24 protein-coding genes and 1 other RNA gene are annotated in these 26,036 nt (G+C 51.9%); 13 read left to right on the top strand and 12 right to left on the bottom strand.

What is annotated here, in order from left to right:
- Positions 1-550 precede the first annotated feature (550 nt).
- The gene (locus tag NDI52_RS21465) at positions 551-1,534 is read left to right on the top strand and encodes an RNA polymerase sigma factor, RpoD/SigA family (RefSeq protein WP_190771156.1); all 984 of its coding nucleotides are present in this window, start codon (positions 551-553) and stop codon (positions 1,532-1,534) included.
- A gap of 1,009 nt (positions 1,535-2,543) precedes the next feature.
- Positions 2,544-3,089 carry a hypothetical protein gene (locus NDI52_RS21460; protein WP_190771155.1) on the top strand — a complete coding sequence of 182 codons (546 nt, stop codon included), beginning with the start codon at positions 2,544-2,546 and terminating at the stop codon, positions 3,087-3,089.
- A 432-nt stretch (positions 3,090-3,521) separates the two neighbouring features.
- Here the strand turns inward: NDI52_RS21460 and carA are convergent, their stop codons facing one another.
- Positions 3,522-4,685 (bottom strand): glutamine-hydrolyzing carbamoyl-phosphate synthase small subunit, encoded by a 1,164-nt coding sequence (carA, locus tag NDI52_RS21455; protein WP_190771154.1) that lies wholly within the window; start codon positions 4,683-4,685, stop codon positions 3,522-3,524.
- 42 nt (positions 4,686-4,727) lie between these two features.
- On the opposite strand from carA, the gene NDI52_RS21450 reads away from it, so the two are divergent.
- The gene (locus tag NDI52_RS21450; protein WP_190771153.1) at positions 4,728-5,858 is read left to right on the top strand and encodes a retropepsin-like aspartic protease; all 1,131 of its coding nucleotides are present in this window, start codon (positions 4,728-4,730) and stop codon (positions 5,856-5,858) included.
- A 168-nt stretch (positions 5,859-6,026) separates the two neighbouring features.
- Here NDI52_RS21450 and trpD read toward each other — a convergent pair whose 3' ends face one another.
- Positions 6,027-7,130, bottom strand: a complete 1,104-nt coding sequence (trpD, locus tag NDI52_RS21445; RefSeq protein ID WP_190771152.1) for an anthranilate phosphoribosyltransferase — start codon at positions 7,128-7,130, stop codon at positions 6,027-6,029.
- Positions 7,131-7,443: 313 nt separating this feature from the next.
- Here trpD and phoU point away from each other — a divergent pair, with 313 nt between their 5' ends.
- Positions 7,444-8,106: a phosphate signaling complex protein PhoU gene (gene phoU, locus NDI52_RS21440; protein WP_190771180.1), complete on the top strand. Its 663-nt coding sequence runs from the start codon at positions 7,444-7,446 to the stop codon at positions 8,104-8,106.
- Between the two features lie 203 nt (positions 8,107-8,309).
- On the opposite strand, the gene map is transcribed toward phoU, so the two are convergent.
- Together map and NDI52_RS21430 are read right to left on the bottom strand one after the other, a co-directional pair.
- Positions 8,310-9,089 (bottom strand): type I methionyl aminopeptidase, encoded by a 780-nt coding sequence (map, locus tag NDI52_RS21435; RefSeq protein WP_190771151.1) that lies wholly within the window; start codon positions 9,087-9,089, stop codon positions 8,310-8,312.
- A gap of 419 nt (positions 9,090-9,508) precedes the next feature.
- Positions 9,509-10,969 (bottom strand): glycosyltransferase family 2 protein, encoded by a 1,461-nt coding sequence (locus tag NDI52_RS21430; protein WP_190771150.1) that lies wholly within the window; start codon positions 10,967-10,969, stop codon positions 9,509-9,511.
- Positions 10,970-11,390: 421 nt separating this feature from the next.
- Here NDI52_RS21430 and rph point away from each other — a divergent pair, with 421 nt between their 5' ends.
- Entirely contained in the window at positions 11,391-12,113 is a 723-nt protein-coding gene (gene rph / locus NDI52_RS21425; protein ID WP_190771178.1) for a ribonuclease PH, read from the top strand.
- A 141-nt stretch (positions 12,114-12,254) separates the two neighbouring features.
- Positions 12,255-13,619, top strand: coding sequence for a cytochrome P450 (locus NDI52_RS21420; RefSeq protein WP_190771149.1), 1,365 nt, complete (start codon positions 12,255-12,257; stop codon positions 13,617-13,619).
- Positions 13,620-13,734: 115 nt separating this feature from the next.
- Here the strand turns inward: NDI52_RS21420 and trxB are convergent, their stop codons facing one another.
- Positions 13,735-15,117: a thioredoxin-disulfide reductase gene (gene trxB, locus NDI52_RS21415; protein WP_190771148.1), complete on the bottom strand. Its 1,383-nt coding sequence runs from the start codon at positions 15,115-15,117 to the stop codon at positions 13,735-13,737.
- A gap of 143 nt (positions 15,118-15,260) precedes the next feature.
- A non-coding RNA gene (ssrS, locus tag NDI52_RS21410) (6S RNA) lies at positions 15,261-15,446 on the bottom strand.
- Between the two features lie 448 nt (positions 15,447-15,894).
- Between ssrS and NDI52_RS21405 the strand changes: the two genes are divergently transcribed.
- From NDI52_RS21405 to NDI52_RS21375, 7 genes are all read left to right on the top strand, one after another.
- The gene (locus NDI52_RS21405) at positions 15,895-16,446 is read left to right on the top strand and encodes an SH3 domain-containing protein (RefSeq protein ID WP_190789296.1); all 552 of its coding nucleotides are present in this window, start codon (positions 15,895-15,897) and stop codon (positions 16,444-16,446) included.
- Between the two features lie 431 nt (positions 16,447-16,877).
- On the top strand, positions 16,878-17,099 hold the full coding sequence (locus NDI52_RS21400) for a DUF3285 domain-containing protein (protein WP_190771146.1): 222 nt from the start codon (positions 16,878-16,880) through the stop codon (positions 17,097-17,099).
- Positions 17,096-17,656 carry an rRNA maturation RNase YbeY gene (gene ybeY, locus NDI52_RS21395; RefSeq protein ID WP_190771145.1) on the top strand — a complete coding sequence of 187 codons (561 nt, stop codon included), beginning with the start codon at positions 17,096-17,098 and terminating at the stop codon, positions 17,654-17,656. Before NDI52_RS21400 ends, ybeY begins: the two co-directional genes overlap by 4 nt.
- 139 nt (positions 17,657-17,795) lie before the next feature.
- Positions 17,796-18,245 carry a diacylglycerol kinase family protein gene (locus NDI52_RS21390; protein WP_190789300.1) on the top strand — a complete coding sequence of 150 codons (450 nt, stop codon included), beginning with the start codon at positions 17,796-17,798 and terminating at the stop codon, positions 18,243-18,245.
- A gap of 56 nt (positions 18,246-18,301) precedes the next feature.
- Positions 18,302-18,931 (top strand): aminodeoxychorismate/anthranilate synthase component II, encoded by a 630-nt coding sequence (locus tag NDI52_RS21385; RefSeq protein ID WP_190771144.1) that lies wholly within the window; start codon positions 18,302-18,304, stop codon positions 18,929-18,931.
- 200 nt (positions 18,932-19,131) lie between these two features.
- On the top strand, positions 19,132-19,896 hold the full coding sequence (locus NDI52_RS21380; RefSeq protein ID WP_190771143.1) for an MBL fold metallo-hydrolase: 765 nt from the start codon (positions 19,132-19,134) through the stop codon (positions 19,894-19,896).
- Between the two features lie 213 nt (positions 19,897-20,109).
- Complete coding sequence (locus NDI52_RS21375) at positions 20,110-21,420, top strand: aminopeptidase P N-terminal domain-containing protein (RefSeq protein ID WP_190771142.1); 1,311 nt, start codon at positions 20,110-20,112, stop codon at positions 21,418-21,420.
- 160 nt (positions 21,421-21,580) lie between these two features.
- Here NDI52_RS21375 and NDI52_RS21370 read toward each other — a convergent pair whose 3' ends face one another.
- From NDI52_RS21370 to NDI52_RS21345, 6 genes are all read right to left on the bottom strand, one after another.
- A complete protein-coding gene (locus tag NDI52_RS21370; RefSeq protein WP_190771141.1) occupies positions 21,581-22,309 on the bottom strand; it encodes a proteasome-type protease in 729 nt (242 codons plus the stop codon).
- A 182-nt stretch (positions 22,310-22,491) separates the two neighbouring features.
- Positions 22,492-23,565 carry a heat-inducible transcriptional repressor HrcA gene (gene hrcA / locus NDI52_RS21365; RefSeq protein ID WP_190771140.1) on the bottom strand — a complete coding sequence of 358 codons (1,074 nt, stop codon included), beginning with the start codon at positions 23,563-23,565 and terminating at the stop codon, positions 22,492-22,494.
- Between the two features lie 156 nt (positions 23,566-23,721).
- The gene (locus NDI52_RS21360) at positions 23,722-24,069 is read right to left on the bottom strand and encodes a rhodanese-like domain-containing protein (protein WP_190771139.1); all 348 of its coding nucleotides are present in this window, start codon (positions 24,067-24,069) and stop codon (positions 23,722-23,724) included.
- Between the two features lie 24 nt (positions 24,070-24,093).
- A complete protein-coding gene (locus NDI52_RS21355) occupies positions 24,094-24,261 on the bottom strand; it encodes a PCP reductase family protein (protein ID WP_190771138.1) in 168 nt (55 codons plus the stop codon).
- A gap of 205 nt (positions 24,262-24,466) precedes the next feature.
- The gene (gene psbC / locus NDI52_RS21350) at positions 24,467-25,852 is read right to left on the bottom strand and encodes a photosystem II reaction center protein CP43 (protein ID WP_190771137.1); all 1,386 of its coding nucleotides are present in this window, start codon (positions 25,850-25,852) and stop codon (positions 24,467-24,469) included.
- A partial coding sequence (locus NDI52_RS21345; protein WP_190771136.1) for a photosystem II protein D2 occupies positions 25,836-26,036 on the bottom strand: 201 nt, incomplete at its 5' end. The genes NDI52_RS21345 and psbC, both read right to left, overlap by 17 nt.

Genomic DNA, 26,036 nt, shown 5'->3' with positions numbered 1-26,036 from the left:
TTGCACCTGTGTCTTTAGAGCTAGAACATCCGGTGGGTTGTAGTAATCGTACTAATGGTAAGACTGTAATCCTTACCCGCGCGCATTTATTCCCCTTCGTAGTTCACCCGTCCGGATGATTCCGCCCCCCTTTACTGGAGTTTAATGTTGTATTACCATTGTAATAGACCAAAGTCATAACCACTTCGCATTTGTCTGTTCCGAGTGTAGACAGGCTCTCAAAGCTAGGCCAATATCGCATCTATTTATTACTCAGTTTTCAAAGGTCGAGATGCAAGGGTTACGGTTAGGGGTCGCGATAGGAGATAAAGCCCTAACCAAAGCCGAAGCTTGAAGGAATTTGATTGTTTGCTTGCCCGCTCTCCCCTTTGCCTGCTGTTAGTTGTTTTGTTCACCTGAATTTCGCTTCCCAGTTGAACGGTTATCTCCCCTAGTTTTTTCCGCCCACTGCATGGGTGGCTTCCTTGTCTTCTCTGGGATCAGGTTTAGGATTCCAGCCTTATTTCCTTTTTCCTTTCGTGTTCCGTTGTGATGGAGTTAAGTGGCGACCATGACAATTGCAAATACATCCCCGACAGAAACCAAGCCCCTCTTCACAGCAGATATGGTGCGGACCTATCTGCATGAGATTGGTCGCGTCCCTCTGCTCACCCACGAACAAGAAATCGTGTTGGGTAAGCAGGTTCAGCAGATGATGAAGGCTGTCGAGATTCAAGAAAAGCTGGCCAAGAAGTTGGATCAGCAACCTACACAGGCGGAATGGGCCGAAGCTGTGGGCACCTCTGAAGCCGAACTAGAACGCACCATTCGCTTAGGGCAGCGGGCGAAGAAGAAAATGATCGAAGCCAACCTGCGGTTGGTAGTCGCGATCGCGAAGAAATACCAGAAGCGCAATCTAGAGTTTCTGGATCTGATTCAAGAAGGGACTCTCGGGTTAGAGCGGGGGGTTGAAAAGTTTGACCCGACTCGGGGTTACAAATTCTCGACCTATGCGTACTGGTGGATTCGTCAGGCCATTACTCGGGCGATCGCCCAGCAGGCTCGCACCATCCGCTTGCCAATCCACATTACCGAGAAGCTCAACAAGATCAAGCGTGTGCAGCGGGAACTGGCCCAGCAACTTGGTCACAGTCCCTCTCCTGCCGACATTGCTAAAGCTCTGGAGTTAACTCCGGCAGAAATTCGTGAGTTTCTGCTGATGGCTCGGCAACCTGTCTCGCTCGATCTGAAAGTTGGCGACAATCAGGATACGGAGTTACAAGACCTCCTCGAAGACGAGGATGCCTCTCCAGAAACCTACACAGTGCAAGAGTCCCTCCGGCAGGATATTCAAAACCTACTGGCGGAACTCACCCCCCAGCAGCGCGAGGTGTTGGTGTTGCGCTTTGGACTGGAAGATGGTCACGAGCTCTCTCTGGCTAAAGTCGGTCAGCGGATGAATATCAGCCGCGAGCGCGTGCGTCAACTTGAGCGCCAAGCCCTCGACCACCTGCGGCGGCGTAAAGCCAACGTTCGCGGTTACCTGGCTAGCTAGACCTTGATTATCTCTTGAGTGAACCTTCGGGTACAGCTAAGCTGTACCCGATTTTTTTGCACCTTCTCAAATCAAACCCAGAACTCTCATTCCACAGCCGCTTTGTGGCGACAAAATGACTGTTTTGGGTTTGCTGCAAGACGTAAGCCCATTTTTCGATGACCATACTGCGGCAGCATAATCATCAAGGGTTTTGTGAATGTTATAACATCCCATCGGGTGAGCGCTGAGCTCGCCCAATTGGGTGTTTTGCGAAGATGAGCGATCGCATTACCTTACTAATAAAGGAAATGCATACAAACTATCGCTTCAAGGTTAAGGAAAACTCAAATGCATCCATCAACCAGTAGGAGTAGTTAGAATTACTTACTCTCCACGACACTTTGAACGGACAGTTTGCGAAGTGTCTCAGAAGATACCAGAAGGGCCTCATTTCATGAATTAATAACGGTAGAGAGCGGCTGGCGAGCTCAACAGGTTACAAAGTTTTGTATCCGAGTGAGCCATAATTCATTGATTCTTAATTGATATTTAAGATGCAATGGATCTCTACCTTTAGAAAGCATTCTGTGAAGGAGAAAGCTGCAAAAATAAGGCCAATGTTTCAGCGTTAATCGCTTGAAGTGATCCCTGCTGGTCCCTCCAAGCAACGTAAGCAGAAACGGCTCTTTAGCTGGTTCCCTTGACAATCGCTTTCATATCGAAATAGGTCTTAAACCGAAGACCTTTGGATGTTTCCTTTGTTGAAATTGCTCGGTGATTGCCTAATTTCAGTTAATTCAGAAACTTTTGAAACATTTTTCACAAATTTCTGGAATTGAGCAAGCAATCGCTGTAGTCAAAACCACTAGATAAGGTTGTTGCAATCCCTGAAGCCTCTACAAAGATGGCTTGAGATATATTGCATTGCCTATCTTTTGAGCCACTCATCAGCCCTTCTCAAGAGCGATGAATCTTATATCAGGCTCAAACTACTGTAAACATTAGATTTATATTAAGGAGGTCTGCGGTGCTAACGTTATCCAAACGCCCTACTCTTAACTGGCAAACTCTCCTAAATCGCGTAGAAAAACCTTTAACAGCCTTGGTACTAACTGTAGGCCTGACCCTGGTGGCTGTCGGCCAGAGTCATGCTCGTACGGTGACACCTGATCTGGGATCAACTGAGGTGGCAACGGCTAATCCCGGTCTGACGGTGAGCCAGCGTATGGCTGACGGCGTTTATCTGTTTGGCCAATCTCCTGAAGCCTTCCAGAACGGCTCTGAGTACATTGTGTTTGAAGTGAATCAAGATCAGGTAGTTGGTGCTTTTTACCTCCCCAACTCTTCTTTTGATTGCTTCACCGGAGAAGTTGGAACCCGTCAATTGAGTCTGAATATTGTGGATTCCTACGATCAAACCGTACATCCCTATGCCGTTGCCATGCGTGCCGAAGGTTCGGTAGCCTCTACAAGCGACGAAGCTGCACCGATGACTCTGGAAGGATTCCATCAAATTGCAAACCTCAGCGATCTGGATCAACACATTCTCGACACCTGCCGAGCTGATCTGTAGTTACAGCGATCGCAACCAGATATCAGGATAAAAAAAGAGAGAGGGGAAGCGTTGATTCCTCTCTCTCTTTTTATTAAGTAAAGTGAATGGCCCACAACTTTGTAGAAACTTCTAACGGAAAGGTTTGTAGAAACACTATAGAAAATGAAACATTTCATTTTCTATAGTGTTTCTACATGATTGAGGAGATAGAGAACATAGGTAACCAGCTATCAGGGTTGGTGATGAATTGGCGATCGCTCAAACTAACGCGAATTTGCAATAGACCTCCACGACTCTGTTGTTAGGGGCATGAATTGTTGTGCAGCGAATCCCCGCAGTAGTTCACACCAAAAGTTTAATGTGTGGAGAAGGTTTAATCTAAACTTCCTACCCAACTCAAAGTCAGGATACTCAAGAAAAAGGGGTTGCAATGCAACCCCTTTTTCAGTGTTAGGCGTTCACCGTTTGGTTACGATGCTCTCGCATCGAATTCACAAACTGCTCAAACAAATAGTCGGCATCGTGAGGGCCGGGGCTTGCTTCTGGGTGATATTGCACCGAGAAGAGTGGCAGAGTTCGGTGACGAATGCCGGCTACTGTGCGATCGTTCAAATTCAGGTGAGTAACCTCGACATCAGCATCGGGAAGAGAGTCAGCAGCGATCGCAAACCCGTGATTCTGGCTGGTAATCTCCACCCGTTGTTGAAGCCCTGCCGGCTGATTTAACCCACGATGGCCAAACTTAAGCTTGAAGGTTTCAGCCCCCAGGGATAGTCCCAGGATTTGGTGCCCCATACAAATACCGAAGACAGGTTTTTCAGCACCCAGAAGGGCTTTCGCTGTATTGATCCCCTCGGTTACAGCCGCAGGATCCCCAGGGCCATTTGACAGGAAAATGCCATCCGGGTTGTATCCCAAAATAGTTTCGGGAGGCGTGTCTGCTGGCACGACAATGACGCGACACCCATAACGGGCTAACCGTCGCAGAATATTCCGCTTGATCCCAAAGTCGAGAGCCACCACCGTCAAGCGTTCGCCAGACGGAGCAGGAGCGTCGGACTCGGCAAATTCCCACACCTGATCTGTGGGTTCATCCCATTCATAAATCGTCTTAGTCGTCACATCCTTGACCAGATTTAGACCGGCCATACTGGGGGCTGCCTGCACCTTCAACAACAATTCTCCGGGATCAAGAATCTCAGTAGAGATAGCCCCATTCATCGCTCCGGTAGAGCGAATCTTGCGAGTCAAGGCGCGGGTATCAATACCATAAATGCCTGGGATGTTGTGCTGCGCCAGGTAATCTGGCAAGGACTGGGTAGACCGCCAGTTACTTGGGCGCGCGCAGATGTTGCGCGCGATCGCCCCCCGAACATAGGGCCGCGCCGATTCCTCATCTTCAGGATTGACTCCGGTGTTACCCAACTCCGGATAGGTGAATGTCACAATTTGCCCACAATAGCTGGGGTCTGTTAACACTTCCTGGTAACCCGTCATGCCGGTATTAAACACGACTTCACCAATGACAGTGCCGCTGGCACCAAACGAATATCCTCGAAAAACCGTACCATCGGCCAGTACCAGAAGTGCGGGAGGGGGAGTTGCGATCGCCATGAATCTTTAACCTACGTGCTTAGTCAGTATACTGAGCCAGCCATGCTCTTAACCAGCGATATTATCGTAATGGGCCTGGGGAATTGTAGTAATACCAACGGTATTGATTCATCGTTGAGCTTGTATCCGCAACGCGAACGCTCATCAGCTCCAGCAGAACGGGTGAAGCCAGATGGAGCTGAGATCGCTAGCTCACCGTCTGATTCTTTTGCGCAATGGGTCATCAACAGATTCCCCCCTTTCACCAAAATTCCTCAAAAACGGTTCATTATGGCGCAGTGGCACAAGGTTTCGTGGGCGATCGCCAGCTTACTGGCTGGGGTTAGCGCGGGTTGTCAATCGGTTCCACCCGAATCGGCAGCCACCTCTAGCCCGGTGCCTGTTGTGACTCCCAGCCCAGCAGCTTCCACACCCGCAGCTAAACCTACGGTGAACCTCTACCAGCGGGGGTTAGATCGCGGTGGCAGTGCAGCAACCCTCACCCAGATCGCTCAATCACGAGATGATTGGCGGCTCGTTGCTACCCGTTGGCAGCAGGCCATTGACCAGCTCCAAGCGGTTCCTGCCTCCCATCCTGACCATAGCAAAGCCCAGCAAAAGATTCGCGAGTACCAGCGCAATCTAGCGATCGCTCAGGCTCGGTCGGTTCGCCCCAATCCCCCTGTCACTCCAACCAATCTGGCAGAAGCCCTTGGAAATTCTGCCCCAAACCCCCGTCGCTCAGCCCCTGCGCCCGTAGCACAGCCAGCCGCTTCGGCTCCGGTTCCTGCCCGTAACTCAGCCCCTATCCCCAGTGCTGAGGGAACGGGATTCCGAGTCCCGATCGTACGCCGAGCGGGGGGAACTCCCATTATTAATGTCACCTTCAACGGTAGCACTGCCTTTCCCATGATTTTGGATACCGGAGCTAGCGGTACTGTTATCACAAGGGAGATGGCTCAACATCTACAGGTTCGCGCTGTCGGGCAGGCCCAGGTGAGTACCGCCAGTGCTTCCAATGTTTCATTTCCTCTGGGGTATGTAAACTCGATTCAGGTTGGAGATGCCGTAGCTCAAAATGTACTGGTGGCGATCGCTGGACCCAATCTAACTTACGGACTACTTGGGCAGGATTTCTTTCAGGCCTTTGATGTCACCATTCGAGAGCAAGAGGTAGAATTTCATCCTCGATAATCCTATCCAGCGTCATACGCTCAAAACCAAAGAGTTCATGTTTGAAAAACCGCCGAGAGCGTGGCGTTTCAAACATAACGGCCCTCACTAGATTGAGCGATAGCCGAAACAGCAAAGCCTGCATTCCGGTAAAGAATGCAGGCTTTGCTGTTTAAAACACCCTGGGCATTACGCTTTCAGAAAGGTTGCCAGGGATTCTACTTTGTCCCAGGCTGCTCCGCTCTTTAGAATGTCACGGGCCAGGGTGATACCATGGGCGATCGCCGTTTCCAGATCCCCGGCTGGCACTTTCCCGCCCACTTTCAACGCCAAAGCTGCATTCAGCGCAACGGCATCCTCCTGAGCCTGGGTACCCCGTCCCTGTAAAACATTTCGGAGAATATCAACGTTGTCATCTACCTCACCCCCCTTCAGCGCCGAGGTGGGAGCCGGGGTCAAGCCCAAAGCCTCTGGATGAATATGATGGGACGTCAGAGCATGACCCGATACAACCGATAGCACCGTCGCATCTGCTAAGCCAGCTTCGTCCAATTTTTCCAGGCCATGCAGCACAACGGCTTCCTGCATCCCCAGCATTTGCAAAGCTTCGGCTACGGTCTCCACAATGGAAGGGCTGAAAACCCCGATCACCTGTCCGGTTGGGCGTAAGGGGTTAACCAACGGCCCCAGTAAGTTAAAGACTGTGCGTACTTTAAGGGTTTTGCGGAGGGGTACGACCGCTTTCATAGCCGGATGCCACCCGGGTGCAAAGAGGAAAGTAACGCCCACAGACTCCAGTGCTCCCCGCACCTGTTCAGGATGCGCAGCCAGATTAATCCCCAGACCCTCCAGCACATCTGCAGAACCGACTCGGCTGGACGCAGCCCGGTTACCGTGCTTGACGACACAAATCCCCGCTGCCGCTGCAACAAATGCAACGCACGTCGAAATATTAAAGGTAGAGGCACCATCCCCTCCGGTACCACAGGTATCGATGCGGGGCGTAGGCAAGCCATCCAGATCGAACTGCCCACCAACAGACTGCCCCTGTAACACCTGGGCCATGCCTACTAGCTCGCTAGCAGATACCCCTTTGGATTGGATGGCCGCCAGAATGGCCCCCGACAGCACTGGAGGAATGGCCTCCGCTAACCATCCCTGCATCAGGGTAGCGGCCTGTTGGGTGTCGAGCGATCGCCCGTCCAGCAATTGCCCCAGCAAACCCGACCAGTCTGCATCGACCAGGGGTAATGGCGGTATCGTTTCAGTTGGCGAAAGGGGAGAAACGCTCATGGGTTCAGACCAAATCAGGATGACAGAAACAAGGAATTAAGAGACTTTAGAATCAGGATAGAAGGTCAGAGAAATATGCCCCTGGAAACGGTTTTTTAGGGCTAAATCCTGTCTATCGAGAGAACACCCAAAGATCTCCTGAACTGTGTATATCACCAAACGTGAGCTTTGAGAATTGACTTGTATAACCGTAGGAGTAAGCCTTACCGAAGTACCAGATAAATCCAGGTATTCCAAGAGCGAGCGGCTATACTGAGTAAAACAAAAGTTCTGTCGTAAAAATTTCAGACAATCCTTTTAATAAATTGTGGAGATAGCTCAGTTGAACACTCACGAGGAGACACAGACTAGTTTTAATCGCCAACTTAGAAGTGTCCAACGGGATGTGTTACGGATGGGGGCGTTGGTGGAGCACTCCTTCTTGCTAGCGCGGCGATCGCTCTTTGAGCGAGATCTGGACGCCGCTAAGCAAATCGCCATTCAAGACAAGCAGATTGACCAGTTCTACCGCCAAATCGAACTCGATTGCGTTAACTTGATTGCGCTGCAATCGCCGATGCTCCACAACTTGCGGTTGCTCAGCGCCATTATGCAACTGGTGCGCGATCTCGAACGCATTGGAGATTATGCCAAGGATCTGGGTGAAGTTGCAGTCAAACTTTTCCCGTATCCCGTTCACCCCTGTATGGGCCGCATTCAGTTAATGTCTGATCGCTGCCGAGCTATGTTAGCGATTAGCCTCGCCTCACTCTCCGACCTGGATGCCAAATCTGGTCTCGATTTGAAGGTGCGAGACGATGACGTTGACACCGACTATGAGGAAGTCTACACGATGCTAACTCGCCAGCCCAGTGTGCAGGGTTCGATTGAACAGATTGTCCTGATGGTGCTGGCGATCCGCTATCTAGAGCGTATGGCCGACCACGCCACAAACATCGGCAAACGGGTAGCCTACGTCGTAACAGGGCAACGCTAACAGCATCGTCGCGTAGAGAGGGTGACCCCATTCGACGATGCCGCTAGTGCTTAAGTTTGAGGAGCGGCCGCTTCGTGACTACCCCTTACAGGGTTAGAACTAAGGAGATTTCCAGTAATGAAATTACCCCCAGAATGTTGGTGTTTTGCCCGCGAAGCGGGCAAAACACCAACATTCTGGGTAAATTCTTATGCAGAAACCTCCTAAGCCAGTACTCGCTCCGGTAGCAGCGTAAGGATCTCGACCCCATCCTGGGTTACGGCGAGGGTATGTTCAAACTGAGCCGACAATTTGCGGTCTTTGGTAACCGCTGTCCATTTGTCTTCCAGCACTTCTACTTCGTAGGTACCCTCGTTGATCATCGGCTCGATGGTGAAGACCATTCCGGGACGCAGCTTGCGTCCCTTGCCAGCCGTACCGTAATGAGGAACCTGAGGAGCCGTATGAAACGTGCGGCTAATGCCATGACCTACAAAATCACGCACCACTGAAAATCCAGCAGCCTCGGCATAACTTTGAATTGCAGCGCCAATGTCACCAATACGAGAGCCCGGCTTAACCGTAGCGATCCCCCGCATCAAACACTCTTCAGTCACCTCGACTAACTTACGGGCCAGAGGCGACGGCTCACCCACAAAAAAGGTTTTAGATGTGTCACCATGATACCCATCCAGGGTGGGAGTCACATCAATGTTAATGATGTCTCCCTCTTGAAGGACTTGCTTGGCATTGGGGATGCCATGACACACCACTTCGTTCACACTGGTGCAGATAGATTTGGGAAAGCCGTGGTAGCCCAGGGGCGCACTCTTAGCTCCGTGTTTGTGGGTCCACTCCTCGGCTGCATCGTTCAGTTCCAGAGTACTGACTCCAGGCTTCACCATCGGTTCTAAATAGGCCAGCAATTGGGCAGCCAGTTGCCCTGCCTGACGCATCTTCTCAATTTCTCGGCTTGATAGTAAAACGATGGTTTCGTTATCCATGAAGTCTTTAACTCAAATTCCCTTCTTTACTTTACAAGACAGACGCAAAAGTAGCTGTAGCCAAGCCCGTTTGGAAAGACTGATTTTGCTGCATCATGCGCGCGGCTCCACCTCATCTAGTCGGGCCGGACCGGGGCACTAGAGATGCTGTACCGAACTTTAGAGTGCCCATTTTTGCGTGTACTTCGACATCAGCAATAGACGGTTGCACAGGTCATGCTTTGCATTCCCTCAAAAACACTCTTCAAGCAAGCTCACGTATAGTCATAGCGATCCAATACGAAGTCCACTGTAGAGAATCCGTTACAAAGGGAGATGCCCAGGCAGTGGGCATCTCCCTTTGTAACTACAGCTATCTAAGAGGAGCGGATAGGTGCTTTGCACCTATCCGCTCCTCTTAGATAGCTGTAGTTATGCGGTTACTCTGGTTGATTCGACATATCAAGCCACATCTCCTCGCTACCGTGGTGAGCGGTCTTCACCCATTTCAACTGTTTAGGCCGAATTGCAATCCGCATTCCCATAGTGGCGATGATAGGGAACCAGTGGAGCATGTAGAGGGAGCCCTGAATCGCCTGCAGCAACGTCCGCCAACGTGCTTCTGTAGTGTCCGCCGCAAACGCTCGATTGGCCTGATACTTCTGAACACGGCGTAATCCTACGTACATTCCTATCATCGACATGCAGACGGTGAGGGTCGTGAGTGGGGAGAGCAAAGGCAGACGGTTACGGGCGATCGCCATCACCAGATCCGGCACCGCCGCCTGGGGCACGATATATTGCAGCGCCAGAGACGAGATAAAGTCGAAGGTTTTGCCCATACCCATACGGTTCCGAGCTAATAACCGCCAGTAGTCCAAAGAACGCTGATAGCCGCCCTCCGCCCAGCGGTTGCGCTGGTGCCATAACCCAACGGTATTGGTAACTCCCTCCTCAATGACTGGAGGATCCAATAAAAACTCAATATCCCAATGAGCCAGATGCAGCCGCAGGGTGAGATCCAGGTCATCAGTAATGGTTTCCTCATTCCATCCGCCGCACTGCTGAAGGGCTTCGCGGCGCACGAACTGACCGTTGCCCCGCAATTCTCCAAGGCCACCAATGGCAATGCGTTGCTGCTGGTAGTAACTATCCAGGGCCATTTCCGATACCTGGCCCCGTAGCCAGAAGTTAGAAACGCGACGCTTACCTTCGGCTTGGGCGATCGCCTTCCGCACCTGTACAGCCCCAACCTGAGCTTCATCAAACAGGGGTAACACCCGTCGTAACAAGTCTTTAGGCACTTGAGCATCGGCATCAAATACACCCAGGAATTCGCCTTTGGCGAGTTCCACCACCTGATTCAGTGCGCCAGACTTACCTCCCGTTGCATTCACACCTCGACGCAGAACCTTGAGTTGCGGATAGTGTTGGCGCAATTGGTCAAGCACTTGGGGTGTGCGATCAGAACTGTTGTCATCAACAACCCAGAGTTCGTAGCGGCTCGTTGGATAATCTAAATCACACAGGGTTTGAACGAGATTCGCAATGACGGACTCTTCGTTCTTAGCAGCCACCATCAGCGAGACAAAGGGAAGCTTTTCGGGATCTTGCTCCTGCAAGGGCATTGGCAGAGTACGTGGAGCCGAAATCCAGAGCCGCAAAAGATGCAGCCCAAACATAGTTGTCAGCGCCCACACCAACCAAGTGCCCCAGGAAAATAGATGCAGGGCAATAGTCCCACCCCAAATAGCGGTGAGCATCATTGCCGCTTTACGACGACGGCCCACCAGCCCGCGCTGAAAAATGGAAAGGTGAGAGATATAACTATCCGCTGAAAGCGAAGTAGCCCAATCGGGCCCATCAGGAGAGTCAGCAGTTGACCAGGGAGTATTCGGCATAAGCTCAATCGGTATCTACCCGAGGGAATAGGGCAGCTTGTCTCCAAACGTTGTTTAATTAAAGCCCTGCTTCCATCTAATCAACCCACCCGGTCTATGGATATAGGGAGAACCCCCATAAAGAACCGTCCAAACGCCACCGGAAGACATCAGGTGTAGGCCGTAAGCCAGATGGATCATTGAAACAGGTACCTGCTAAAGCTAGGATTTTCAGGGAACGTTAGGGAAAAACCTGCATTATCTGTGTCAGGAAATGTTTCGAGAGTCGAACTTTTATTAAAAAAAATACAATTCAGCAGTAGTCTACACTATCCCGTTGTCTAAAACATGCCCTGATCTTTAACCTGAAGATCCTGGTTCTTTGAATGCGTCCCCGGTATCCTGGGTGAGTGATTTGCATTCGCCCGATGAGGCAGTTCCCATGGCCTGGCAACGTCCTGATGGTCGCCGTCCTGATCAACTCCGTCCTGTGCGGTTTGAACGGCGCTTTACCCGGTTTTCTGCCGGATCTGTTTTGACGCATTTTGGAGACACGCAGGTACTCTGTACCGTCAGTATTCAACCTGGGGTTCCCCGTTTTTTGGAGGGCACTGGCCAGGGCTGGCTGACCGCAGAGTATCGTATGCTACCGGGGGCCACTCCCCAGCGCCATGCCCGCGAAACCATGAAACTATCGGGCCGTACCCAGGAGATCCAACGCTTAATCGGTCGGAGCCTGCGTTCTGTGCTGGATATGAAGGCCTTGGGAGAGCGTACGCTGCTCGTTGATGCGGATGTTCTTCAGGCCGATGCTGGAACCCGTACGGCATCCATTACAGGAGCCTATGTAGCTGTGGCAGACGCCGTGTCTACATTATTGGACAAAGGAGCGTTAGAGCGATCGCCCATTAAACACGCCGTTGCGGCTATCTCTGTGGGTCTCCTGGAGGCCGAACCCTTCCTAGACCTGGCCTATGAAGAGGATGTGGCAGCCGAGATTGATTGCAACGTCGTTCTTAACAGCAATCTAGAACTCATTGAAGTTCAAGGCACCGCCGAGGAGGGCAGCTTTACACGGCAGCAGTTAAATCAGATCCTCGACCTGGCTGAAAAAGGGGTGCGTGAGTTATTAGAGTTACAACAGCAAGCTTTGGTGGGGAGTTGAAAACCATTGTCGTCAACTCCTTTAGGCCCTATTACTTTTCAAGTTTGACTTGCGAAAATTAGTCCTTTAGCGCTCAGAATCAGTCACATCCATTTTTCCGGGATTCCGAGCGTCACTCAAACGACTCAGGAGGCTCAACAAATGGTTGCTCAAGCTGAACCGTGGACATACCGTCCAGATCGCTTACCTGATGGCCCGAAAGGGCCTCCCCTCTGGTTACTCAGCCAGTGGATTTTGCGCCCCTGTCAGTTAATGGAGGAAAGCGCCCGTCGCTATGGTGACGTCTTTACTGTGCGCTGGACACTGGCGCCCGCCGTTATGGTCAGCCATCCCCAGGGCGTGCAGGAGATTTTCCGTACCGATCCGGCTGAGTTTGATATTGGGCAACAAAACAGTATTTTGCAGCCCATCGTGGGAAATGACTCGCTGCTGTTGTTGGATGGCGATCGCCACCAGCGCCAGCGCCAACTCCTCATGCCTCCCTTCCACGGCGAACGGATGCGAGCTTACGGCGAGTTGATCGAGCAGATTACTCGGCAAGTCTTTGCAACCCACACCCACGATGGATTTTTCGAGGTGCGGGCTGCTATGCAGGACATCTCCCTAAAGGTCATTTTGAAAGCTGTATTTGGCCTGGTGGAGGGAGAGCGGTATGAATACCTGCAAACCCTGCTCAAGGCTTTACTGGCCCTATCCGACTCCCCTATCAAAGCCAGTCTGCTGTTTATCCGCTCTCTCCAGCAGGATTGGGGAGCCTGGAGCCCCTGGGGTCGCTTTGTGCGCCAACGGGCCGAAATCGATCAGCTGCTATATGAGGAGATTCGTAATCGCCGCGCCCATCCCAATCCCGAGGCCGAGGACATTCTCAGCCTGTTGCTAAGCGCCCACGACGAGGAGGGCAATAGCATGAGTGACCAAGAGCTCCGGGATGAACTGGTCACACTGCTGATGGCAGGCCACGAAACCACGGCCTCTGCCCTGGCCTGGGCGTTTTATTGGATCCACCAAACCCCTGGCGTTCTGGATACCTTAAAGGCTGAATTGGCGACAATAGACCCGACAGACTTCGCGAGCATCGCCCGTCTCCCCTACCTCAACGCCATCTGCCAGGAAACCTTGCGGATCTATCCAATTGCTCCCATTACCTTCCCCCGTTTCACCCGTCATCCCTTTGAGTTGATGGGCCAGCCGATTCCTCCGGGCACCTTGTTGTTTCCCTGCATCTACCTGCTGCACCGCCGCCCTGATCTCTATCCAGACCCAGAAACCTTCCGCCCAGAACGCTTTCTGGAACGACAATTTACGCCTTATGAGTTCATCTCTTTTGGGGGTGGCAACCGACGCTGTATTGGCATGGCCTTTGCGCTGTACGAAATGAAGCTGGTACTGGCAACCGCCCTCATCCATTGGTCCTTAGAGTTGGCCCCCACGAGCCCACTTCGCCCCATTCGTCGGGGTGTCACCCTGGCTCCCCCTTCCACTTTGCGCATGCGAATTCGTACATAACAAAAAGCGCAGTGCTTTGCACCGCGCTTTTTGCTTTTATTTAGACCTCTACATGAATCGTTAAGCTGCTCAGCGATTCATGCCCTTGAAAACGAATTCGTGGAGGGCTACTCCATTACTGAGCTACAGGAGCAGACAGCAAGTTGTTCTGAATCATCTCGCGATACTGGCTCTTCTGCTTAACACCCAGCATCTGTCCAACAAGCCCTTTGTCTTTAAAGAACTGAATGGTTGGCGTACCCGTGATACCGGCAGAAGCCGCAATATCTGGATCTTCAACAATATCCACTTCAACGTAGTGAATCTTGCCCTCGAACTCGTTCACCACCTTTTCCAAAATGGGCTTCAGCGTGTGACAAGGGCCACAGGTCGGGGAGGAGTACTTGACGACAATCAGGCGATCGCTATCGTGATACAACTTCCGCAGCGCATACCCGCCCACATGGTGGGTACGATTAATGTCAAACTCTACGACCTGCTCAGATTCCGTCTTAGGATCTTCTTCACAGGGCTCCTCAGCCGCCTCAGGCTGATGGAATTCTTGAATCAGTTCATGCTCGGAGAGCCAGCGCTCCGCCAGCAGGGCGGCCATACAGCCTGTCCCCGCCGCAGTAATCGCCTGACGGTACTCATGATCCTGGACGTCGCCACAGGCATAGATACCCGGTACATTCGTCTGCACGTCATGTTGGGTCACGATATAGCCCACATCATCCAGGTTTAACTGGCCCTTGAACAGGCTCGTATTGGGAGTGTGGCCAATGGCGTAGAACAGGCCTCGTACAGGCAACTCCGTAACTTCATCTGTTTGGCTATTGCGGACCTGCAGACCTGTCATCAGTTCACCATTACCCACCACATCAACCGCTTCGGTGTACCAGTGAACGGTGATTTTAGGATTAAACAACACACGGTCCTGCATCGCTTTGCTGGCCCGCATGCGATCGCTCCGTACCAACAGATGCACATGGGAACCGTACTTGGTCAGGTATAGAGCTTCTTCCGCCGCCGTGTCTCCGCCACCAATAACAGCCAGTTCCTCATTTTTGAACATGGGGATCGCACCATCACAAATGGCGCAGGCCGAAACGCCCCGGTTCCAATATTCCTTCTCGCTGGGCAAGTGCAGCCGCTTCGCCGTAGCTCCTGTAGCGATAATGACGCTGTGGGCGTGCACCTCGCGCTCCTCCGAGCGAATGACAAAGGGACGCTGGCTGAAGTCGACATGAGTGACATCTTCAGTCACCAGTTCTGCGCCCCAGCGCACCGCCTGGGCTTTCATATTTTGCATCAGTTCCGGCCCCGTGATGCCATTGGGAAAACCGGGAAAATTTTCCACCTCAGTGGTCGTCATCAGCTGCCCACCGGGTAGCCCGCCTGCCTGAAACCCCTCAAACATAAATGGTTTCAAGTTCGCCCGTGCTGCATAAATGGCCGCTGTATAACCCGCTGGCCCAGAGCCGATGATGACAACGTTCTCAATCGTTGGGGATGACATCTTCAGACAAACTCATAACGACTACGCTTAAATCAGTATAACCGGAGGGAGAGAAATTGTGAACGAGTGATTTGGGTCAGAAAGAGAGGATTACGTCAAACAAAAATTCCCTTGCCCAATTGGACAAGGGAATTTGGAATCAGGAGTTCACCACAGCGCCGTCTTACCTCAGTTTTTGACCTGGAATAATTCCAGGTGGGATTCTTGGCCTTGATTTAAAGTTTCCGAGTACATGCTCGGTATACTGCCATCAAGACATCTCGAGTCCCTTGTGCGTTGAGTTGTAGATCATAAAACGCTATTGGCAGTCACCAACGCCGGAGCAGAACTCTCAACTATTGTAGCGAGTTGGTGGGCGATCGCCAGTAAGTAAATCTGTAGAGATGCTGACCTGATTGGATGGTTTTTCATTCCTCCAAGCGGGGGATGCGATCGCCGTCAGGCTCTACACAAGGCTTTCGGGCCATTGCTTTAGGTGCAATCCTGCCGTATCACTCATGCAAGTCTCTGTCAGTTCACCTGTTCTAAAAAGGGCAAGATAGACTTGGAAAGTTGCTAGCTCTGGGCGACTGAAACTACGCCTGGAACCAGTTTGTCTATGGACAATGGAACCAGTTTGTCTATGGACAATGTGTCCTGGTAAAAGCTGGAGATAAAGGCGGTTTTGCCAGGCTGGGTTCTTGGGCGCGCCCCCAAAACTCAGCATGACAAATACCCCTAGAAAAATCTGGCATGGAACGAGCAGTACGCTCCTGACGATCGTATTTCAGCAAAAACATGATTTCAAAACTCTCTCGATTGAGTCTAATGGTGGCTCTCCTATTGGGCTGCCTGGGCCAGGTGCCCACAGTGGCAGCTCCGGCAACGGTGCAAACGCGAGATGCCAGGGCCTGGGTTAACGTTCGGACCAACCCCAGTACATCTGCGTCTGTTGCTTATATGGGGCGTGGGGGCGATCGCATCGAAACCCTACGGGAAACCCGTGGCAATGATGGCTTTACCTGGCATTATGTTCGATTTGAATCTGGGGCTGAGGGTTGGCTCCGGGGCGACCTGATTCGTCATTTAGCCAGCAATCCCGGCAGTACCATTCAGTCGGGCATCTACTGGGTTGGCCCTCAAGGTATGGGCTTACGGGTTGAAGGTTCGCGTTACCAGTCTTACGACGAGGAAGGAGCACAGCCGTGGCGACCCATATCTGAGCTACGGGCCGTACGTGAGGGAGTTGTCTTCGATGGCTCCCAATACTGGTGCCTCTCGACCTTACCGATGCCGCGTAGTGGACTTGCTACGTGTACAGCCAGCGGTTGGGTACAGGCAGGGCGATAGGATTTCTGTCTGATAAGCAGTTCTAGTACAGCAAAACGAAAGTTTTGTAAGGGGTGAAGGGGTAAAACCCCTTCTTGGGGGCTTCGCCTCCAAACCCCCATGTTGCAAAATTTGGTGTTTGCAACACTAGTTCTGTTTTCAGGGTTGTCTTTCGTACACGAAGCGTACGAAAGACAACCCTTCTAAACTATTTAGGATTGTGGATTCAACACCCTATCATTTTTTGTGGGAGTAGGGGCTAAACGCCCACTCCCGCAAAAAGTTGTTTGATTTGTGTTCCTTAGAACTGGCAATTACTAAGCCTCATCGTGGAATAAGGATAGGCTGGGCGATCGCCCAGACCGATTAACAGTTTGTTACGTGCGCCCTAGAATAAGGGCAGATGGATCGGGTTTCCCTTCCATCCATGCATGACTTCAATCGCCACACCTATGTCTGAATCACAGCCCATATCTGAATCACAGGCTATTCCTGTGCCTACCACCTCCGAGGCCGAAGCTACTCCACATACTGCCCCAGAGCCGCCTCCCAGTTATGTCAAATTAGCCATGCGTAACATGGTTCGCAAAGGTGGAAAGTCCCTGTTCCACTTTGCCCTGACGGCCAGTGGATTGCTATTGCTTTTGGTGGGTCTAGCCTACCTGACGCGATGAGTGAAGTTCATACCCCCCTTCAGGTTGAGTTGAATTTCCAGGCTCCCTTTTTTGGAGACGACGAGGCCGTAAATGACTCCGATAGTGCCGCAGGCCCCATTGAGGAGGAAACCTGGCAACAGTGGTTCGAAGCCTGGCTATCGCATTTACAGATCGATCAATCCCCTATTAATGCCTACGAGCTCAGCCTGCGGCTGACTGATGATGCCGAGATTCAAGAATTGAACGCTAGTTACCGCCAAAAAGACCAGCCTACCGATGTGCTGGCTTTTGCGGCTCTGGAAGTGGATTATCCTCAACCCGAGGAGATGCTGGAGGAGATGCCTTTATACCTGGGCGATGTCGTTATATCCGTGGAAACGGCTCAGCGACAAGCAGAGGAACGAGGACATTCACTGGAACATGAGCTAGTCTGGTTGAGCACTCACGGCCTGCTGCATCTATTGGGATGGGATCATCCGGATGAAGCGAGTTTTCAGAGCATGGTAAAAGAACAAGAAGCCTTGTTACAGACTGTGGGCCTCAAAATTCAGTATGATGACCCCCATGATGAGTGATAGTCTGAACCAAGGATTTCCCTCCAGCTCATTGCCTGCTCAGTGTCCACCCTAAGATGCCATGGATGAGTACGAGGTTTCAGAAAGCACGGGTTCCCGCGGAATTGTCCCAGACGCAACAGAACGTATCGGTGCCCCTATGACACAACAACTCTCGAAAGAGACTCACCCCAATGCTGCTAAATTTGCGAAGCCCAATCGTGACCTGGCCTGGCAAATTGCCCCGAGTCTATTCTTGAGTTTCAAATACGCCTGGTCTGGCATTACTTACGCTTTCTTCACCCAGCGCAATTTTCGAATTCATCTATTAGTGGGAACTCTGGCGATCGCCCTCAGCATCTACCTCGCCCTTAGCCCCATCGAAATTGCCGTCATCGGCCTCACTATCGGTGCCGTCCTCACCATGGAACTGCTCAACACCGCCCTGGAATCGGTGGTGGATTTGACGGTGAAGCAGACTTACCACGAACTGGCTAAAACAGCCAAGGATTGTGCTGCAGGAGCAGTGCTCATCTCAGCTCTGGCCGCTGTGCTAGTTGCAGGTTCGCTGTTATTCCCCCCTCTGCTCCATCGGCTAGACCTGCTTTAATCGAATTCGGGCTTTCGTCAACACTATTTGCCCTTTCTCTGCTGATCTCCTCCACCATGATTCTCGTTATCGACAATTACGACAGCTTTACCTACAATCTGGTGCAATACCTGGGAGAGCTGGGTGCTGAGTTGCCCGTCGCCCAGGATATTCGCGTCTATCGCAACGACCAAATCTCATTGGATGAAATTCGTAGTCTGAAGCCAGATGCGATCGTCATTTCACCAGGGCCGGGTCGCCCAGAAGATGCTGGCATCTCTCCCACAGTCATTCGAGAGTTGGGGCCGACAACCCCTGTTCTGGGCGTTTGCCTGGGGCATCAGGGCATTGGTCTGGTATTTGGCGGAACCATTACCTCAGCCGGTGAACTGATGCATGGTAAAACTTCTCCGATTCATCACACTGGGGTGGGCGTCTTTGCTGGGGTCGAGAACCCGATGCAAGCAACTCGCTACCATAGTCTGGTCATTGAGCGCGAAACCTGCCCGGACGTGCTGGAAATCACAGCCTGGGTAGAAGATGGCACGATTATGGGTGTCCGTCACCGGGAGTTCCCTCACATCCAGGGCGTACAGTTCCACCCAGAGAGCATCTTGACTGAAGCTGGAAAGGAGCTGCTGAGAAACTTCCTTTCTGCAATTCCCAAGGCTCCAGCGCTGGCTGGTATAGGAAGCCGCGAAGTTTAACTCCTTCTTCGTGCTGTTTAGTTCCGCTGGGTGTGTGGTGTGTTTTGCACACCACACACCCAGCGGAACCAAAGTATATGTGACGCGGCTATATTCTGGCACAAGGGGAGGGGCGATCGCCCCTCCCCTGTAGGCTAATAGTTGTTTTGTCCCCTGGCAGACGTTTTGCGCGCTCTGTTCAGGTTCCTGTTGAGGTAGGTATGAAGCGACGCAAGTTTATCCCCTATGCCAGTGCAGGGCTATTTTCCGCCCTGGGTTCTAGTCTGCTGGCTCAAAGAGCTCAGGCTCAGGCTTCCGGTGTGACAATCCAATCTTTAGGGCACACCTGTTTTCTGTTCACAGGGGGCGGCCGTCGCATTCTGGTTAATCCTTTCCGGCCTATTGGTTGTACGGCAGGTTACCGGGCTCCGCGTGTATCTGCTGATCTGGTGATGATTAGCAGCCGCCTATTTGATGAAGGATCACTAGATGGACTACCCGGCAACCCCCGACTTCTAGCTGAAGCCGGTGCTTATGAAATCAATGGGTTGCGAATCCAAGGCATTGGTATTGACCACGATCGCCAGGGTGGCCAGCGTTTTGGCACCAACATCATCTGGCGCTGGGATATGGGCGGGCTCAACATTACGCACCTGGGAGGCGCGGCTGCCCCCATTGAAGTAGAACAACAGATTCTCATTGGCCGTCCGGATGTGTTACTGGTTCCCGTTGGCGGTGGCCCCAAAGCCTATAACGCTGAAGAAGCCCGTCAGGCTATCCAAACTCTCAACCCCCGTATCATCATTCCAACCCAATACCGTACCCAGGCAGCCGATGCTAACGCCTGCGAGATTGCAGGTTTAGATGAATTTCTCAGCGTGATGAGTGGCACACCCGTACAGCGCCGAGGCGATTCTCTATCCGTCTCGTCGGGTAGCTTACCCTCTCAAGGAAGCCGCATTGAGGTATTAAGTTACCCGTTCTAAGGGCTACGGCTTCAACAGTTCGGGTTGTTCTCCTGTTGGTTTGAAAAAAGGAGAGGTGGTGCGATGCACCACCTCTCCTTTTTTCAAACCAACGTTAACCGTCCATAGCGCTGCGGAGAATCAGCTATCCCAACTTGTCTATTTATGGGGGGACTCGCTAGGATTGGGAATCAAGGCCTGGTCTTTATCCTAATCCTGTAGGTTCTACATCTCATGCATCACTCGGAATTTGCTCAGCGACGCGAACAGTTGATGACTCGTATCGGCAAAGGCGTAGCAGTGTTTCGCAGTGCGCCTCTGGCCGTGATGCACAATGATGTGGAATACAACTTTCGGCAAGACAGCGACTTCTTCTATTTAACGGGTTTTGATGAGCCACAAGCCGTCGCTGTGTTAGCTCCTCACCATGAGGAACACAAATTTGTTTTATTTGTACAACCCAAAGACCCCGACAAGGAAACCTGGACTGGTTATCGGGTTGGCGTAGAAGCAGCCAAAGAACGCTTCGGGGCCGATGCTGCCTTTTCCATCGAAGAGTTGGACGAAAAACTATCCGAGTATGTGAAAGGGGCCGATCGCATCTATTATCGATTGGGTCGAGATTCCTCCTTTAACGATAAGCTGCTACGTCTCTGGCAACGGCTTATGGCCACCTATCCCAAGCGCGGCACTGGCCCGATCGCCATTGAAGACCCCGGCCCCATCTTGCATGGAATGCGCCTGTTAAAAAGCCAAGCTGAGCTGGATCTGATGCGTCGCGCCGCGCAAATTGCAGAAGAAGCGCATAATCGAGCGATCGCCTACGCCAAACCGGGCGCTTTCGAATATCAGGTGCAAGCCGAGATTGAACATACTTTCCGGCTTAACGGGGCATCGGGACCGGCCTATCCCTCCATCGTGGCCTCTGGAGCCAATGCCTGCATCCTCCATTACACCGAGAACACGCGTCAGATGCAGGACGGAGAGTTGCTGCTGATTGATGCTGGATGCGCTTACGGCTACTACAACTCGGATATTACTCGCACCTTCCCCGTCAGCGGGCACTTTACTGAGGAACAGCGCATTCTATACAGCATTGTGCTGGAGGCTCAAAAGCAGGCGATCGCTCAGGTGCATCCTGGCAACCCCTACAGCCAAATTCATGACACCGCCGTTAGCGTTATCGTGGATGGCTTACTGGATTTGGGGCTACTCCAAGGAGACAAAGAGGAAATTATCAAAGAGGAGAAGTACAAGCCTTTCTACATGCATCGCACAGGTCACTGGTTGGGGCTGGATGTGCATGATGTTGGCGTCTATCAACATGGTGAAACGCCGCACACTCTGGAATCCGGCCAGGTAACTACGGTGGAGCCCGGTATCTACATCAAGCCCGACATCAAACCTGCCGAAGGACAACCGGACGTACCCGAGCGCTGGCTGGGTATTGGCATCCGCATTGAAGATGATGTGCTGGTTACAGCCGAGGGGTATGATGTGCTGACTGCAGGCGTTCCTAAGGAAATTGAGGATTTAGAGTCCTAAAACCCCTAACCAGTAGGCTATGGGGATTGTGATTATGACGCAGTCCTCATAACCAGTTGAAACTTTTATACCAGCCTTAGAAGTGACGCATTTTGTTATGTGTGGTGGGCTTTGCACACCACACATAACAAAATCCTCTATCGCTCAGCGGTGTATTGAGCTAATACCAGAGGACGTCGGGAGTTTGTTCAAAAGCGGTGCGGATCGAATGCTCCCATTGCTTACGGATGTCTTCGAGGTAGCGATCGCCCGGCTGCAAGGTCAGTTGATGCTTCACGACCAGACTATCCGCTCGATACATCACCAGATTAATCGGCGGCCCAACGGAAATATTGGACTTCATCGTTGAATCAATGGACAGGAGGGCACACTTAGCAGCATCTTCTACCGATGTCTCGTAGGTCAGGATGCGATCCATGATGGGCTTGCCATACTTGGTTTCACCGATCTGGAGAAATGGGGTTTCGCGAGCCGCCTGAATACAATTGCCCTGGCTGTAAATCATATACAGCTCGGTCTGTTCTCCCTGAATTTGCCCGCCCAGCAAAAGAGTACAGGTGTAATCAATACGATCCCGTTCCAACCAGGGCCGCTCAGTCTCCTGGATCTCGCGGATTTTTTTGCCGATGTAGCAGGCAATCTCATACATCGTTAGCAGCGAGTGAACGTTTTCGTTTTCGCCAATTTTTAAGTCCTGATGGAGGGCATGGATAACGGCCTGGGTAATCGAGAGATTGCCTGATGTGCAGATTAAAATAACCCGCTGCCCTGGCACCGATAAGTCAAATAACTTGCGGTAGGTAGAAATATAATCCACCCCAGCATTGGTTCGCGAATCAGCGCCCATGACGAGACCACTGCGGGTCACAATTCCAAGGCAATAGGTCATACGTCTTCACTCAACACCTGTACCAATTCAATATGAAAATGCACCTAATGTTCTACGTCCTGCTTAGGCAGCACCCAGAATATTAGGCACATCTTCATAAGTTATTCTGCATGCGCGATGCACACACAAAATAATTGAAATTGGATGGGAAACCAGAGGTTTTTCATCCAGTAGGAGCCAACCTAGCTAAGGCTTTCAGTCAGATAGCCAGCCGTAGCCTCTACAAGAGCGATCGCATCCTCATACACCATTCGAGTCGGCCCTAGCATTCCAACACTGCCTGCTGAGGTTTCGCCACAGTGATAGATTGCCGAAATTAGCGTGCAACCCTTCATGGGCTCCAGGGGATTTTCAGAACCGATGCGGATCGTGACCCGGCGATCGCTCTGAAGATGAATCGGATCAAAAATCAACTCGCACAGTTGCTCCTGTTCCGACTCCAGTAGATGGACAATGGGCTGAACCTGCTGCACTTCAGCAAATTCAGGCTGACGTCGCAGTACCTCAGCAACCCCCGTTACAAACATCTGTGAGGCAACAGAATCCATTGAGCGCCGATGCATTTCTGAGAGAGCATGACGCATCAGCTCAGCATACTGATCAAATTCACGGCCCAATTCACGCCAATTGAGGGTAGCCGTATCTGTGGGCGAACGGCCTCGTAAATGTTGATTGAGGAAATTGGAAAGCACCTGCAACTCTCGATCCAGCAAGTCAGGATCGGGGGGATTATCCGAAGCTGGCAGATCAATCACAATGGACTGGGTTTCGTAAGAATCCAACACGCCAATCATCATGAGCCGGCCCGGATCTACCTGCACCAGTTGCAGATGGCGCAGGCGAGCCGCTAGAACTCGTGGCATGGTCACCAGGGAAATATAACCACTCAACGTCGAGAGGATTTGAGCGGCCCCTCGCAAGATAGCTTCCAGGCTGTAACCATCTGGTAGCAGCTTGCTAGAAAGAACGCCATCAATTTGACGGGCTACCTGCTCCGATGGCGTTACCAGATGATCCACATACATACGATAACCATTGTCTGAAGGCACCCGCCCCGCCGAGGTGTGGGGCTGAAATAGTAACCCAGACTTTTCCAGGAAGCCCATTACATTACGAATCGTAGCTGGGCTAACGCGGGGCTGAAACTCTTCAACCAGGGCCTCTGAGCCAACAGGCCGCGCCGTTGCAATGTAATGGCGTACTGTTGCTCCTAAGACTCGCTGTTGCCGTTTATTGAGCTGAACCGGAGCATCCATTCGGAAAATCTTAAATAGTTTTTAAGGTCGTGAGCTGATCGTAATTTAGCGCTTCAGGGTTTGTCCATGGGTATCTATGAATACCCTCGTTCTCGATAGAGCCATGAAATTGGTTGGCGTTTCCCTCCAATCTCATGGCTCTATCCAGCAAACCCATCAGTACTGAGGCACAGAGCGATCGACGTAAACAGAGTAGGCATGGATACCCCCCGCAATATTCTTCACATTGCTAAAACCTTGGGACACTAACCACTGGCACATCTGTGCAGAACGCACACCATGGTGGCAGAGCACCAGGGTTTCTTTTTCTGGGCTCAAGCGCTGATTAACGTTTGTAGACCATTCCCCATATTGACTGAGGGGGAGGTTGATGAAGGTGGGGAGTTGGGCGATCGCCAACTCCTCTGGTTCCCGCACATCAATCAGTTGAAGGTCAACTGGGTCTTCTGCTAACCGTTGTGCCAGCTCTTCAACACTGACTTGTCCAAATTCCTGACCTGTCATGACGTTTTCCCCTGGTTTAAATGTCTACTGCCCAAATTCCTGGCGGGCCCTTTCTACCAATTCGGCAGTGACAGTTTCTAATTCTTCATCCCGAGCAATTTGCTCAATTCGAATACGTGCCTGGGCACGAACAAAAAAGGGAATGTTATTGAGCTTTGCCTTAGCGTCAGGCGTCCAAACCGGGTAACTCATATCAAAGTTTTTAATCACAAGCCATTCATGTATTTCCCATCTTAAGGCAAAGCACTACCCCCAGGGGTTGTACACATTTGCCTCCACGCAAGGAACATAACGCGAATGAGGTGTTTTGCTAGATGTGTTTCACACACCTAACAAAATACCGGTATAGAAAAGAGGCCCCCCGAAGGGGACCTCTAAAATGAACCAGAACTAAGGATTAATCCAAATCTGGCATTGCCAATACGGGTTCGGTCTCACGATCGATACCTTTCTCGAAACCAGCGGCAGCAGCCCGAGCACGACCCGCGTGCCACAGGTGACCGACCAGGAAGAAGAAGCCCAGTACGAAGTGAGAGGTCGCCAACCAGGCGCGAGGAGATACATAGTTAACCGAGTTAATTTCGGTTGCTACACCACCCACAGAGTTCAGAGAACCCAGAGGAGCGTGAGTCATGTACTCAGCCGCACGGCGAGCTTGCCAGGGTTGAATATCGTTCTTGATCTTGTCCAGATCCAGACCGTTGGGACCACGGAGGGGCTCCAGCCAGGGACCCTGGAAGTCCCAGAAGCGCATGGTTTCACCACCGAAGATGATTTCACCAGTAGGAGAGCGCATCAGGTACTTACCCAGACCCGTAGGACCTTGAGCAGAACCAACGTTAGCACCCAGACGCTGGTCACGAACCAGGAAGGTCAGAGCTTGCGCTTGAGACGCTTCAGGGCCAGTAGGACCATAGAATTCGCTGGGATAAGCGGTGTTGTTGTACCACACCATACAAGCAGCTACGAAGCCCATCAGGGACAACGCGCCCAAGCTGTAGGAGAGGTAAGCTTCACCAGACCAAACAAAGGCGCGACGCACCCAGCCGAAGGGCTTGGTCAGAACGTGCCATACACCACCAGCGATACAGATGAAGCCCACCCAGATGTGACCACCAATGATGTCTTCCATGCTGTTAACGCTGACAATCCAACCTTCACCACCGAAAGGAGACTTCAGCAGGTAGCCGAAGATGGTCACGGGGTTCAGAGTGGGGTTGGTGATAACGCGAACGTCACCGCCGCCGGGAGCCCAGGTGTCATAAACACCACCAAAGAACATGGCCTTGAACACCAGCAGGAAAGCACCTACACCCAGCAGGATCAGGTGATAACCGATGATGTTGGTCATCTGGTTCTTGTCTTTCCAGTCGTAGCCAAAGAAGCTGGAGTACTCTTCCAAAGTTTCGGGACCACGAACGGCGTGATAGATACCGCCGAGACCGAGAACCGCAGAGGAGATGAGGTGAAGTACACCCACTACGAAGTAAGGGAAAGTATTGATAACTTCACCGCCAGGACCGACACCCCAACCCAGAGTTGCCAGGTGAGGCAGAAGGATGAAGCCCTGCTCATACATGGGCTTTTCGGGGATGAAGTGAGCCACTTCAAACAGGGTCATCGCGCCGGCCCAGAATACGATCAGGCCAGAGTGGGCGACGTGTGCACCCAGTAGTTTGCCAGACAGGTTGATCAGACGAGCATTCCCTGCCCACCAGGCAAACCCGGACGACTCCTGGTCGCGATTTCCTGCGACAACGGCATTACTAGAGAGCGTTACCACGGGGAAGTACCTCTTCGGGGAATACAAAGCTTTCATGGGGCTGATCTTGAGGAGCCATCCAAGCACGGATGCCCTCATTCAGCAGAATGTTCTTGGTGTAGAACGTCTCAAACTCGGGGTCTTCCGCTGCTCGGATTTCCTGCGACACGAAGTCGTAAGCCCGTAAGTTCAGCGCCAGACCAAC

The sequence above is a fragment of the Leptolyngbya sp. PL-A3 genome (assembly GCF_039962325.1).
Classification (GTDB): domain Bacteria; phylum Cyanobacteriota; class Cyanobacteriia; order Elainellales; family Elainellaceae; genus Vacuolonema.
Note: the sequence above shows the minus strand (reverse complement) of the source record. Positions and strands in the feature narration are given on the sequence as shown.